The 13,937-nt window shown below is 63.2% G+C and carries 9 protein-coding genes and 1 pseudogene; 8 read left to right on the top strand and 2 right to left on the bottom strand.

The genetic code is table 11. The features are described from left to right. Positions 1–99: 99 nt before the first annotated feature. From FKV68_RS25230 to FKV68_RS25210, 5 genes are all read left to right on the top strand, one after another. Positions 100–1,953 carry a sensor histidine kinase gene (locus tag FKV68_RS25230; protein WP_180943263.1) on the top strand — a complete coding sequence of 618 codons (1,854 nt, stop codon included), beginning with the start codon at positions 100–102 and terminating at the stop codon, positions 1,951–1,953. Beyond that, positions 1,950–3,317 (top strand): sigma-54-dependent transcriptional regulator, encoded by a 1,368-nt coding sequence (locus FKV68_RS25225; RefSeq protein ID WP_180943262.1) that lies wholly within the window; start codon positions 1,950–1,952, stop codon positions 3,315–3,317. Before FKV68_RS25230 ends, FKV68_RS25225 begins: the two co-directional genes overlap by 4 nt. A gap of 84 nt (positions 3,318–3,401) precedes the next feature. Further along, a complete protein-coding gene (locus FKV68_RS25220; protein WP_180943261.1) occupies positions 3,402–4,358 on the top strand; it encodes an AraC family transcriptional regulator in 957 nt (318 codons plus the stop codon). A 226-nt stretch (positions 4,359–4,584) separates the two neighbouring features. Beyond that, positions 4,585–5,043 (top strand): (2Fe-2S)-binding protein, encoded by a 459-nt coding sequence (locus FKV68_RS25215; protein WP_180943260.1) that lies wholly within the window; start codon positions 4,585–4,587, stop codon positions 5,041–5,043. Between the two features lie 3 nt (positions 5,044–5,046). Beyond that, on the top strand, positions 5,047–7,263 hold the full coding sequence (locus FKV68_RS25210; RefSeq protein WP_180943259.1) for a xanthine dehydrogenase family protein molybdopterin-binding subunit: 2,217 nt from the start codon (positions 5,047–5,049) through the stop codon (positions 7,261–7,263). Positions 7,264–7,297: 34 nt separating this feature from the next. Here FKV68_RS25210 and FKV68_RS33375 read toward each other — a convergent pair. Next, a pseudogene (locus FKV68_RS33375) lies at positions 7,298–7,438 on the bottom strand (hydrogen peroxide-inducible genes activator); the annotation flags it as partial. A 267-nt stretch (positions 7,439–7,705) separates the two neighbouring features. Here FKV68_RS33375 and katG point away from each other — a divergent pair. The 3 genes from katG (at position 7,706) to FKV68_RS25195 (ending at position 13,103) form a co-directional block, all read left to right on the top strand. Continuing rightward, positions 7,706–9,886, top strand: a complete 2,181-nt coding sequence (gene katG / locus FKV68_RS25205) for a catalase/peroxidase HPI (RefSeq protein ID WP_180943258.1) — start codon at positions 7,706–7,708, stop codon at positions 9,884–9,886. Positions 9,887–10,216: 330 nt separating this feature from the next. Then, entirely contained in the window at positions 10,217–10,393 is a 177-nt protein-coding gene (locus tag FKV68_RS25200) for a hypothetical protein (RefSeq protein WP_180943257.1), read from the top strand. Positions 10,394–11,042: 649 nt separating this feature from the next. Further along, positions 11,043–13,103, top strand: coding sequence for an ATP-dependent helicase (locus FKV68_RS25195; protein ID WP_180943256.1), 2,061 nt, complete (start codon positions 11,043–11,045; stop codon positions 13,101–13,103). A 288-nt stretch (positions 13,104–13,391) separates the two neighbouring features. Here the strand turns inward: FKV68_RS25195 and FKV68_RS25190 are convergent, their stop codons facing one another. After that, positions 13,392–13,805 (bottom strand): EF-hand domain-containing protein, encoded by a 414-nt coding sequence (locus FKV68_RS25190; protein ID WP_180943255.1) that lies wholly within the window; start codon positions 13,803–13,805, stop codon positions 13,392–13,394. Positions 13,806–13,937 lie beyond the last annotated feature (132 nt).

Below are 13,937 nucleotides of genomic sequence, written 5' to 3'. Positions count from 1 at the left end.
AACCTCTTTAAATTTCACCCTTAATGATTCACGCTGGATTGGGCGGAAATCCGCACAGATGAATTGGCACGATGAGCGAAAAGATGCACAATGCCGCCCATGGCCATTCCACTCAAAAACGATCTCGGCGATCTCCAGCGCCGCGCCGTGCGGTCGTGGTCGATCTTCGCGCTCGTCGCGGTCGCGCTACTTGCGGCGGGCTTTTTCGCCGCCGGCGAATATGGCCGCACGAACGCGCACCGCACATTGACCGACCAGAGCCGCATCGACGCCAGCCTCAAGGCGTCGCTGTTGCGGGCCGTCGTCGAAAGGCAGCGTGCGCTGCCACTGGTGCTCGCCGACGACACGGCGATCCGCCAGTCGCTCCTCGCCCCGGACGCAGCTGCGCTCGACCAGATCAACCGCAAGCTCGAGGCGCTTGCCACAAGCGCCGGCGCGGCGGTCGTCTATCTGATCGGGCTGGACGGCGTCGCCATCGCCGCGAGCAACTGGCGGGAGCCGACGAGTTTTGTCGGCAGCAATTATGGCTTTCGCGACTATTTCCGGCTGGCGATCCGTGATGGCCAGGCGGAGCATTTCGCCATGGGCACGGTCAGCAAGCGGCCGGGCCTCTACATTTCGCGGCGGATCGACGGTCCAGCGGGGCCGATCGGCGTGATCGTCGCCAAGCTCGAGTTCGATGGCGTCGAAGCCGATTGGGCGAACACGGGCAAGGCCGTCTATGTCACCGACCGACGGGGGATCGTTATCATCACCAGCATCCCCTCCTGGCGCTTCATGACCACGAAGCAAATTCCCGAGGAGCGTCTGGCGTCGATCCGTGAAAGCCTGCAATTCGGCGATGCGCCCCTGCTGCCACTGCCCTTCAGCCAGATCGAAGCAGCGGCCGATGGTTCCTCCACCCTCAATGCCCTGCTCCCGGGCGGTCACGCCGAGACGTTCCTGCGCGTCGAAACGCTGGTGCCGTCGACAAACTGGCGGCTGGAGCAATTGTCGCCGCTTACGGCAGCGCTGTCGGCAGGCGCACGTGAAGCAAGGCTGCAGATGCTCGCGGTCCTGGTGCCTGTCCTCGCGCTTGCGGCCTTGCTCATGCGCCGGCGCCAGGTGGTCGCCTTTCGTTCGGCGGCCGAACGCGCGGCCCGCAACGAGCTCGAAACGCGCGTCGAGGAGCGGACGCGTGACCTCACCATGGCCCGCGATCGCCTCGAGACGGAAATCGCCGACCATCGCCAGACGACGGAAAAGCTGCAGGCCGTTCAGCAGGACCTCGTGCAGGCCAATCGGCTGGCGATCCTCGGACAGGTCGCCGCTGGCGTCGCGCACGAAATCAATCAGCCTGTCGCCACGATCCGCGCCTATGCGGACAATGCCCGCACCTTCCTCGATCGCGGCCAAAGCGCGACTGCGGCGGAAAACCTCACCAGCATCGCCGAGCTTACCGAACGTGTCGGGACAATCACCGACGAGTTGCGCCGGTTTGCCCGCAAGGGAAACTTCGTCGCCGAGCCGACCGAGATGCGGGACGTCATCGAAGGCGCGATGCTTCTGCTTCGCAGCCGCTTTGCCGGCCGCATGGATACGATCAGGATTTCCCTTCCTCCAAACGGCTTCAAAGCCATGGGCAATCGCATTCGCCTGGAGCAGGTGCTGATCAATCTTCTCCAGAATGCGCTGGAAGCGCTCGGCGACGCAGAGAGCGGCGAGATCAGGGTGCGCTGCGCGGAGACCGAACGCGGCATCGAACTGATGGTCGCGGACAATGGCCCGGGCATTCCGGAGGATGTTCGCGATGAGCTCTTCACGCCCTTCAACACCTCGAAGGAAGAGGGGCTTGGCCTCGGACTGGCGATCTCCAAGGAGATCGTCGCCGACTATGGCGGTGACATCGCGGTCGAGACAGGCGCCTCCGGAACCACATTCACGGTCCATTTGAAAAAGGCTCAAGCGCAATGAGCGACGCCGCTTCCGTTTTCCTGATCGACGACGACCGCGACCTACGCAAGGCGATGCAGCAGACCCTTGAACTTGCCGGCTTCACCGTCTCGCCCTTCGCCAGCGCGATCGAAGCGCTTGACGTCCTCAGCCCGGAATTCGGCGGTGTCGTCATCAGCGACATCCGCATGCCGGGCCTCGACGGGCTCGCCTTCTTCCAGAAAGTGGCCGCCCTCGATCCGGACCTCCCCGTCATTCTGGTCACCGGGCATGGCGACATCCCGATGGCGGTGCAGGCCATGCAGGACGGGGTTTATGACTTCATCGCCAAGCCCTTTGCCGCCGATCGACTCGTCCAGAGCGCGCGGCGCGCCGAGGAGAAGCGCCGCCTGGTGATGGAGAACCGTGCGCTCAGACGCGCGGCGGAAGCCGCCTCCGACAGCCTGCCGCTGATCGGCCAGACGCCGGTGATGGAGCGGTTGCGGCAGACGCTGAAACACATTGCCGACACCGACGTCGACGTCTTGGTCGCGGGCGAAACCGGCAGCGGCAAGGAAGTGGTCGCCACTCTCCTGCACCAGTGGAGCCGGCGCCGGAACGGAAATTTCGTGGCGCTCAATTGCGGCGCGCTGCCGGAGACGGTGATCGAAAGCGAGCTCTTCGGGCACGAGCCGGGCGCCTTCACCGGCGCCGTGAAAAAGCGGATCGGCCGGATCGAGCATGCCAGCGGAGGCACGCTGTTCCTGGACGAGATCGAAGCGATGCCGCCGGCGACCCAGGTCAAGATGCTGCGCGTGCTTGAAGCGCGCGAGATCACGCCGCTCGGCACCAACGCGACGCGCCCGGTCGACATCCGGGTCGTCGCCGCTGCCAAGGTCGACCTCGGCGATCCGGCCGAGCGCGGCGACTTTCGCGAGGATCTCTACTACCGGCTGAATGTCGTGACGCTTTCGATCCCGCCGCTGCGCGAACGGCACGAGGATATCCCGCTGCTCTTCTCGCATTTCCTGACGCGGGCTGCGGAACGTTTTCAGCGCGACGTTCCCGCGGTTTCTCCGGCTGTGCAGCACCACCTGATGTCGCATTCCTGGCCTGGCAATGTGCGCGAGCTTTCGCATTTCGCCGAACGTGTGGCGCTTGGCGTTGAAGGAAACCTCGGCGAGCCCCTCCCGCCGGCGGCGGCCGGAGCATCGCTTCCCGAACGACTGGAGCGCTACGAGGCGGAGATCCTGAAAGACGCCCTGACGGCGCATCGGGGCGACGTCAAGGAAACGCTGGAAGCGCTCGGCATTCCGCGCAAGACCTTTTACGACAAGCTGCAGCGCCACGGCATCAACCGGGCCGACTATGTCGAGCGGTCTGCGCCGGCGAGCAGCCGAGAGTGAAAAGCCCGCTGCCACTTGCCTAATCGTGTCGAGTTCAAAATATTGTGATAAGTTTTGCGCCCAAAGGACAGTGAAGAGACGGCAATGAGCGAGGCAGCCATGCACAAACGCGACCTGCGCCAGGAAACGGCGCCCCTTCGCGCCCAAATTCTCGACAGGCTCTCGCAACTGCCGTGGGACGGGGTTCGCTACAGCCACTCGATCCCGGGGCTCTCCCTTTATCGCGTCACCGGGCCGACCGGCCCGTTTTCCAGTCTCTCTGAGCCGAGCCTGTCGCTGATCCTCAAGGGAAGCAAGCGCGTCAAGGTCGGCAACGAAACGCTCCTCTACGACGAGTCCTGCTTCTTCGTGACCGCGATCGGCTTGCCCATGACCGGCCAGATCTGCGAGGCGAGCGAGGGTGAACCCTATGTGGCCGCGACGTTGCGCCTTGATCTCGAGAAACTTCGCCGGATCATCACCGATTACGACATACAGCCGGCGGACATGCCGGAGCGCGACCTCGGCGTCGTCGTCGGCGCTGCGACACCGGAACTGTTCGATGCCCTGTCGCGGCTGATTTCGCTCGTAAACGCGCCAGCGGACATCCCCTTCCTGGCCAATCATGTTCAGAACGAGATCCTCTATCGGCTGCTTACCGGCGAGCAAGGGGCGCGGCTTCGGCGTTTCGCGCTCACCGGCACCAACAGCAACCGCGTGGCAAAGGCGGTGGCATGGCTGAAGGAAAACTATGCCCGGCCATTGCGAATAGAGGAGTTGGCGGAAGTCGCGAACATGGGCGTATCGACGCTCCATCACCATTTTCGCGCCATGACCGCAATGAGCCCGCTGCAGTTCCAGAAGCACTTGCGGCTGCATCACGCACGGGAGTTGATGCTTTCACAGTCGATCGACGCAGCGACGGCGGCCCTACGCGTCGGATACGAGAGCCCGACGCAATTCAGCCGGGAGTATCGACGCGCTTTCGGCCACCCGCCGATAAGAGATATCAGGGCTATCCTGAACTCCAGCGAGCCGAACCGGCGCGATTCCATTAACTAGGCGCGGCGCCCAAGTCGGCTCTCTCCAGACTCGACTCGGCGGCTTGACCTGTGATCACAAGTACGTCAGGTCGAGAGAATTAGGCAATAATCCGACAGGATCGACTCTACCGCGCCGGGGGATCGTCTCCTAAGCTTTGGCCGCAGCCTGGCGAATGGCTGCCGCGCGTGAAGCGGCATGTCCTAAACGCACATGCCGACGCCGCGCCTAACGCGAGGAGACCACCATGGCAATTGTGACGATCAACGGCGTCGAACATTCGGTCGAGGCCGAGGCGGATATGCCGCTTCTTTGGGTGATCCGCGATCTTGTAGGGCTGACAGGTACGAAGTTCGGTTGCGGCATGGCGCAATGCGGTGCCTGCACGGTCTATGTCGACGGCGCGCCGGTCCGGTCCTGTCAGACGCTCATCGGCGACATCGAAGGGGCCGAGATTACCACCATCGAGGGGCTCAAGGGCAAGGTCGCGGAAGCGGTCCAGGCCGTCTGGGCCGATCTCGACGTTCCTCAGTGCGGCTATTGTCAGTCCGGGCAAATCATGTCGGCGACAGATCTCCTGACCAACAATCCGAAACCCAGCGACGAGGACATCGACGCGGCGATGGCGGGCAATCTCTGTCGTTGCGCCACCTATCATCGAATCCGTGCCGGCATCCATGAAGCCGCAAAGCGCCTGGAGGGCTAAGTCATGATCCCGAGATTGATGCAATCGGTTACCCTCCCCGCAGCACAGGTCCAAGCGTCGCGGCGGCAGTTCCTCATCGGCGCCCTTGCCGCTGGTACCGGTATCGCCGTCGGTTTCCACCTCCTGCGTGCATCGCCGGCGTCGGCAAGCGAGACGACGTCGGCAGAGGGCGCGAATTCCTTTTCCCCCTATCTGATAATCGACGGGGACGGAACGGTGACCGTACTCTCGTCGCAGTTCGAGATGGGGCAAGGATCCTATAACGGTATCGCCACGCTGGTGGCGGAAGAGCTCGACGCCGACTGGTCGGCGATCGACGTGAAGGGGGCCGCCGGCAACATCAAGGCCTACGGCAATCTCGCCTTCGGCGGCGCAATACAGGCAACCGGAGGCTCGACCTCCATGGCGTCCTCGTGGGAGCGCTATCGCAAGGCCGGTGCGGCAGCCCGCGCGATGCTTGTCGCTGCGGCAGCCTCCGAGTGGGGCGTGGATGCGGCGGAAATCACCGTCGAGAACGGCGTTCTTGCCCATCCCTCCGGCAAGAGCGGCGGATTCGGCGCCTTTGCCGCCAAGGCGGCGGCCATGCCGGTGCCCGGCGACGTCAAGCTCAAGCAGCCCGGCGACTGGAAGCTTATCGGCAATGCTGACCTGAAGCGCTTCGACAGCGCCCGCAAGGCGAACGGGACGGAGCAATATACGATCGATGTCAAGCTGCCCGGCATGCTGACGGCCGTGATGATCCACCCGCCGCTCTTCGGCGCGAGGGTGAAGTCCTTCGACCCCTCTGCCGCCCGCGGCATCAAGGGCGTCGTCGACGTCGTCGAAACGCCGCGCGGCATCGCGGTGATCGGCGAACACATGTGGGCGGCGATCAAGGGACGCGAAGCGGTCAAGGTGGAATGGGACGATGCGGCGGCGGAAAAGCGCGGTACGCAGGAGGTCATGTCCACGTACCGCGATCTCGCAAAGAAGACGCCGGCGGCGGCTGCCCGCAAGGACGGCGACGCCGATGCCGCCTTTGCGCAGGCTGCGAAGGTCATCGAAGCGAGCTTCGAGTTCCCCTATCTGGCGCACGCCGCCCTGGAGCCGCTAAACGCCGTCGCGCGCATGAATGAGGACGGCACGCTCGAGGTCTGGGGCGGGCATCAGTTCCCGGACGTCTATCAGAAGCTTGCCGGGGAGATCGCCGGAATTGCTCCCGAGAAGGTCCGCCTCAACGTCATGAAGTCGGGCGGCAGCTTCGGCCGGCGGGCCGTATTCGACGGCGATGTCGTCGTCGAGGCCGTGCATGCGGCGAAGGCGATCGGCTTCCGCGCGCCTGTGAAGGTGCAGTGGACGCGGGAGGACGACATGCGCGCCGGCCGCTATCGCCCCGCCTATGTGCACACGCTCAAGGCGGGCATCGATGCGGACGGAAAGCTGCTCGCCTGGAACGATCACATCGTCGGCCAGTCGATCATGGCGAAGACGGCGTTCGAGGGAATGGTCAAGAACGGCGTCGACCCGACATCGGTGGAAGGCGCGAGCAACCTTCCCTATGCCGTCCCGAACCAGATGGTCGGCCTCACCACGACGGATGTCGGTGTTCCCGTTCTCTGGTGGCGCTCGGTCGGTTCGACGCACACCGCCTTTGCTGCCGAAACCTTCCTGGACGAGGTAGCCGAAGCGGCAGGACGCGATCCGGTAGAATTCCGTCTGTCCTTGCTCGAGCCGCAGTCGCGCCACGCGACCGTGCTCAAGCTGGCGGCGGAAAAGGCGGAATGGCAGAAGCCGTTGCCGGAAGGCCGCTTCCGGGGTGTCGCCCTCGCAGAGAGCTTCGGCTCTGTGGTGGCACAGATCGCCGAGGTGTCGACTGACGGGAGCGGTCAGATCAAGGTCGAACGCGTGGTCGCTGCGGTTGATTGCGGTTTGGCGATCAACCCGGACCAGGTCCGCGCGCAGGTCGAGGGCGGCATCGGCTTCGGGCTCGGCGCCATACTGGCCGAGGAGATCACGCTGACGGATGGCAAGGTCGATCAGGGCAATTTCGACGTGTATACGCCGCTCAGGATCGACGCCATGCCAAAGGTCGAAGTCCAAATCGTGGCCTCGGCCAATCCTCCTTCCGGCATCGGCGAACCTGGCGTTCCGCCGATCGGCCCGGCCGTTGCCAATGCCGTCTACAAGGCGCTCGGCAAGCGGATCCGCGTGATGCCGTTCTCAAAATCGCTCAACGCCTAGTCCCGAATGCCCGGCCGCTCCGCGGCCGGGCATTCTCTTCCAGGAGCAGCAGCGGCATTTCGCGCAAGCTTTCACGACTGGGCACCGGCTTTCCCTCGTCCTCATCCGGCCGGACCAGCACGACCTCGGTCACGGACGGTTCGGATATCGGCTGCGCCACGATGGCCGTGTCGATCAGGAAATCCAACTTAAATTAATGGAACCCTTTTGGTACATTGCTTGAGCCGTAGAGGAAACAGCCAACGTCCCCCGCCTCGATTTCCGACGGCGGGAAAGTCAGTGATGTCCTGACCATCCAGAACGGTGGCACTCAAGGCTGTTTTGTTCAGAGGGTCTTTCCCAAGGGAACCTCGAGCAAAAGGACATTCCATGTGTCCGGCGCATTCGCGCTGGCCATGAAACCGGACCAGCACGATTCGTGTAATTACAATGGGAGACCGACATGGACGCAAAAGCCGAAAAAACGGGCCGCTGCCCAGTCGTGCACGGCACGTCGAACCGCGACTGGTGGCCCAACCAGTTGAACCTGAAAATCCTCCACCAGAATTCGTCGCTCACCAATCCCATGGACGAGGCGTTCAACTACGCCGAGGAGTTCAAGAAGCTTGACCTGAATGCCGTCAAACAGGACCTCTATGCGCTGATGACGGACAGCCAGGACTGGTGGCCGGCCGACTTCGGACATTACGGACCGCTTCTCATACGCATGGCCTGGCATAGCGCGGGCACCTACCGCACCGGCGATGGCCGCGGCGGCGCGTCCTCCGGCACGCAGCGCTTTGCGCCGCTCAACAGCTGGCCGGACAATGCCAACCTCGACAAGGCGCGCCGGCTGCTCTGGCCGATCAAGCAGAAATACGGCAACAGCATCTCCTGGGCCGACCTGATGATCCTCGCCGGAAACTGTGCGCTGGAATCGATGGGCTTCAAGACCTTCGGCTTCGGCGGCGGCCGTGCCGACGTCTGGGAGCCGGAGGAAGACATCTATTGGGGCATGGAGACCGAGTGGCTCGGCGACAAGCGCTACACGGGCGACCGGGAGCTCGAAAATCCCCTCGCCGCCGTGCAGATGGGCCTGATCTACGTGAACCCGGAAGGGCCGAACGGCGACCCCGATCCGGTCGCGGCCGCGCGGGACATCCGCGAGACCTTCGCCCGTATGGCCATGAACGACGAGGAGACTGTCGCCCTCATCGCCGGCGGCCACACCTTCGGCAAGACCCACGGCGCCGGTGATGCCGCACTCGTCGGCCCGGAACCCGAGGGCGCCGGCATCGAAGAGCAGGGCCTGGGCTGGAAGAGCAGTTACGGCAGCGGCAAGGGCGGCGACACCATCACCAGCGGCCTTGAAGTCACCTGGACGTCGACGCCGACGAAGTGGAGCAACAACTTCTTCTGGAACCTGTTCGGCTATGATTGGGAGCTGACCAAGAGCCCGGCCGGCGCGCACCAGTGGAAACCGAAGCATGGCGCAGGCGCCGATGCCATACCGGATGCACACGACCCGTCAAAGCGTCGTGCGCCATCCATGTTGACCACCGACATCGCGCTGAGGGTCGATCCCGCCTACGAGAAGATCGCAAGGCGCTTCTACGAGAATCCGGATCAGTTCGCTGATGCCTTCGCCCGGGCGTGGTTCAAGCTGACGCACCGCGACATGGGTCCGCGCTCGCGCTATCTCGGCCCGGAGGTCCCAACGGAGGAGCTGATCTGGCAGGATCCGGTTCCCGCCGTCGATCATCCGCTGGTCGACGCGGCTGACATTGCCGGCCTCAAGGCCAAGGTCCTCGCATCGGGCCTTTCCGTATCCGACCTTGTCTCGACCGCCTGGGCGTCGGCTGCCACCTTCCGCGGCACCGACAAGCGTGGCGGAGCGAACGGCGCGCGCATCCGTCTCAGCCCTCAGAAGGACTGGGAAGTCAACCAGCCCGCCCAGCTCGCCAAGGTGCTGGAAACGCTCGAAGGCATCCAGAAAGCCTTCAACGAGGCGCAGTCCGGCGGCAAGAAGATCTCGCTCGCCGACCTGATCGTCCTCGGCGGCGCCGCCGCGATCGAGGAGGCCGCAAAAGCCGCCGGGCACGATGTGGACGTTCCCTTCGCGCCTGGCCGCACGGATGCATCGCAGGAGCAGACCGATGCGGAAGCCTTTGCCGTTCTCGAGCCGATCGCCGACGGCTTCCGCAACTACCAAAAGGCTCAATATGCCGTTTCGGCAGAGGAGTTGCTGGTTGACAGGGCGCATCTCCTGACGCTGACCGCGCCCGAGATGACGGTTCTCGTCGGCGGCTTGCGCGCCCTGAACGCGAATGCCGGACAGTCCCAGCACGGCGTCTTTACCGAGCGCCCAGGGGCACTCACCAACGACTTCTTCGTGAACCTGCTCGACATGGGTACGGAGTGGGAGGCGTCCACGGAAGCCCAGGACGTGTACGAGGGGCGTGACCGCAAGACCGGCGAAGTGAAGTGGACCGGCACCCGCGTCGACCTCGTCTTCGGTTCGAACTCCGTGCTTCGTGCAGTCGCGGAAGTCTACGCACAGCAGGATTCGCAGAAGAAGTTCGTGCGCGACTTCGTGGCGGCCTGGAACAAGGTGATGAACGCCGATCGGTTCGACCTCGTCTGATCCTACAGCGCCGCGCGTCTGATCAGACGCGCGGCGCTGTAGCACTTTGAAGTGCTGCATGTTTTTGTCCTTAGATCGACTACGATTTAAGGGAACATGCAGTGGCCGAATCCGCCGTCCCGTGTAGGGGTCGGCACACAAAAAAGTCCCGAAAAGTCGCCTGGACCAGCATTCATGGGGCGCTTCGCCCAGCCATTAACCCCACTGAGGGTTTGGAACGACAACTCCATTGAATGGGCCGGCTCACCACACTCGTACGAGATTTCTATGCCGAGCTTGACAACCCGGTGACCGAATGAGAACATAACATGAACATTCGGAGAGCTTACCATGACCCACGCCGAAGAAGTCATGAACCGTGCCATGGCCGTCGTCGCTGCTTCTCGCGTCCGGCGAGAGCGCGAAGAGGAACGGCGGAAACAGATCTTCGGGCGGATTCAACTTAACCCGCCCCTGCCCGCGTTGAAGCGCGGCGGTACGCAACTTTCGCTCAATCTGGACAGCTAAGCGCATGAATGACGATGAGGCATCGACGGGGAATCGACCTGGCACCGCGCGGAGATACCGCGGAATCCGCCTCGACCCTGGAGACGCTGCCCGAATGGTATGTGCTCGTTGCCATGTGCGGGAAGTGTCGGCATCAGGCGCCGGTTGATCGTCGCCAGATTGCCAGGACGCGCGGTGTCGGCACATCCTTGCTGGCGATTGCAGGCATGTTGAAATGCCGGCGATGCGGAAACGCTACAGGAAATGAGCTTTTGCTCGGCAAGCTCCCGCGCGATTGACGTCGGGGAACGGCAATGTGTGTTCACATCTTTGTTGCCCACCAATGTGGTGAGGGGGAGCCCGCCTGGTTGTGGCCTGCCGCATGTTTGCAGCAATTCACGGCTGCGACCGCGACGCCTGCGCGTCTTAAAACGCCTCTCGGCGCCTCAGAAATGTTCATTTGCTGGGGTCTTTTGCCATTCTTGTCGTTTTTCAGCTTGACCGCACCCGCTGCATGTTTCCTTAAATCGGAGCCGACTTAAGAGCAAAAACATGCAGCAACTCGAAATGCTGCAACATCCTTTGCGCGTCTGATAAGGCGCGCGGCGCTGCAGTGCCGAAGGCACTCGGCTAAGTGCAGAGCCATTGCGGAACGAACATGGCAGGGCGGATGAGCGCAGCTTACCTTGAAAAACTGAACGACAGGCAGCGCTGCGCCGTCGAGCATGGTATCGGACCGGACCACGGCATTGTCGGCGGACCATTGCTGATCATCGCCGGGGCGGGATCGGGGAAGACCAACACGCTGGCCCACCGGGTCGCTCACCTGATCGTCAATGGAGCAGATCCCCGCCGTATCCTTCTCATGACCTTTTCGCGCAGGGCCGCGGCTGAAATGTCGCGCCGCGTCGAGCGCATCTGTGCTGAGGTGCTTGGTGCCGGCTCCGGCGTGATGACCGACGCGCTTGCTTGGGCGGGAACGTTTCACGGCATCGGGGCGCGCCTGCTGAGGATCTACGCCGAGCAGATCGGGCTGAACGTGGATTTCACCGTCCACGACCGGGAGGACAGCGCCGACCTGATGAACCTCGCCCGGCACGAGCTCGGTTTGTCGAAGACCGAAAGCAGGTTTCCGACGAAGGGCACCTGCCTGGCGATCTATTCGCGGACGGTGAATTCGCAGACGCCGCTGAATGATGTGCTGCGGAACTGGTATCCTTGGGTTTCCGGCTGGGAGACCCAGTTGAAGGCGCTGTTTTCCGGATATGTCGAAGCCAAGCAGGCGCAGAACGTTCTCGACTACGACGACCTGCTTCTCTACTGGGCGCAGATGGTGACCGACCCGACGCTCGCGGCCGACATCGGCGGCCGGTTCGACCATGTGCTTGTCGACGAATACCAGGACACCAACAAGCTGCAGTCCTCCGTCCTGATGGCGCTGAAGCCCGGCGGGCGCGGCCTGACGGTCGTCGGCGACGACGCACAGTCCATTTATTCCTTTCGGGCGGCGACCGTTCGCAACATCCTCGATTTCCCGAAGGAGTTCTCCCCGCCCGCCGACGTCGTCACGCTCGATCGGAACTACCGTTCGACGCAAACGATCCTCGCGGCCGCCAATGGCGTCATCGAGCTTGCACGCGAGCGCTTCACCAAGAACCTCTGGACCGACAGACAGTCGGCGGAGCGTCCGAAGCTGCTGACGGTCAAGGATGAGAGCGATCAGGCGAACTACATCGTCGAGCAGGTCCTCGCCAACCGTGAGACCGGAATGCGCTTGAAGCAGCAGGCCGTCCTGTTTCGCGCGTCGAGCCACAGCGGTCCTCTCGAGGTGGAACTTACCCGCCGCAACATCCCCTTTGTGAAGTTCGGCGGCCTGAAATTCCTCGACTCGGCCCATGTCAAGGACATGCTCGCGGTACTGCGTTTTGCACAGAACCCGCGCGACCGCGTCGCCGGATTCAGGCTGCTTCAGATGCTGCCGGGAATCGGGCCGCAAACCGCCGGCAAGATCCTCGACGCGATCGCCGCCGACCCCGAACCGCTGATGGCCCTCGGCGAGGTTCCTTCCCCGCCCAGAAGCGGGGACGACTGGGTGCGTCTCGCGGAACTGCTGCAGGGTCTCCGCAGATCCGGGTGGCCCACAGAACTCGCCATGGTGCGCGCCTGGTACGAGCCGCATCTCGATCGCATCCACGAGGATGCCGAGACACGCAAGGCCGATCTTCTGCAGCTTGAGCAGATCGCTTCCGGCTATCCCAGTCGCGAACGCTTTCTGACAGAACTGACGCTCGATCCACCGGATGCGACCAGCGACCAGGCGGGCGTGCCGCTGCTCGACGACGACTATCTGATCCTCTCGACCATTCATTCGGCAAAGGGGCAGGAATGGCGCGCCGTCTTCATGCTCAATGTGGTCGACGGCTGCATTCCGTCCGACCTCGCAACCGGAACGACCCATGATCTCGAAGAGGAGCGGCGGCTGCTCTACGTCGGCATGACGCGTGCCAAGGACAGCCTGACGCTGGTGGTCCCGCAGCGCTTCTTCACCGGTGGCCAGCACGCCCAGGGCGATCGCCATGTCTATGCGAGCCGGACGCGGTTCATTCCCGCGACGCTCCTGCAGTTCTTCGAGACGGCGAACTGGCCCATGGCCAGCCCGACGAGCGCCGAGCGTAACGCCCTGCAGATCCGGATCGACGTCGCCGAGCGCATGCGCGGCATGTGGCGATAGGGCGACGGTCACGGAGAGCAATTCCAGGAAAAGTGTGTGACGGTTTTCCGTCCGGGATTGCGTAGATTCAAAGACTTACAGCGTCCTTTGTGCGTCCTGAAGGACACACGGCGCTGTAGGAGGGACAACGGCCCCGCGTCCCTCGTACAAGGGACGCCAAGGCTGAACGTTCCTCGGCCAGGCGGGATAAGGGAAAAAATGCGAGCGCTTCCGCCCGCGTCCCGCTCTAACCTATTGAAATCGATCACGTCATGATTTTGGGTCGGTTCGACCCAAAATCATAGCGAACTAGGGCCGCATGAACGCCTGGACCTCTTCGACAGAAACCTTCCCGTCCTTGTTGGCATCCACCTTGTCGAAGATCCGTCTGTGGATGGCCGTCACCTCATCGAACGAGAGGCTGCCGTCCCCGTCCGCATCGGCGATGGCGAACATTATCTTCATCATGTGCCCGCGCATGGGCATCATCGGCATGCGGCCCATCATACCCCTACCCATCATGTCCTGGCCCATCATATCCCGCTCGCGAGGCTGGTCGCCTTCCCTCATACCTTCGGGGCTGGAGCGCTGCGCCTCCGCTTCGGGTGACGCGTCGGGCCGACGCTCTTCGCTCTCGGTTGTTTGCGCGCTGGCGCCAGCACTCACGCCAAGGGCGATGAGACCGGCAACAGCAGCCGAACGCAGTAATGCAGTCGGTATCATGGACTCCTCCTTCCCGTCAGGGGCTGTCAGAACCGTTCGAAGCCATCGGCGTTCGTCGCCGATGGCTGATGACGGGCTCATTATACCTTAGATCGGCGACGGTCTCGCGACCTTGCACCCGATCAAATTGTC

The organism is Sinorhizobium mexicanum (assembly GCF_013488225.1).
Lineage (GTDB): Bacteria > Pseudomonadota > Alphaproteobacteria > Rhizobiales > Rhizobiaceae > Sinorhizobium > Sinorhizobium mexicanum.
Note: the sequence above shows the minus strand (reverse complement) of the source record. Positions and strands in the feature narration are given on the sequence as shown.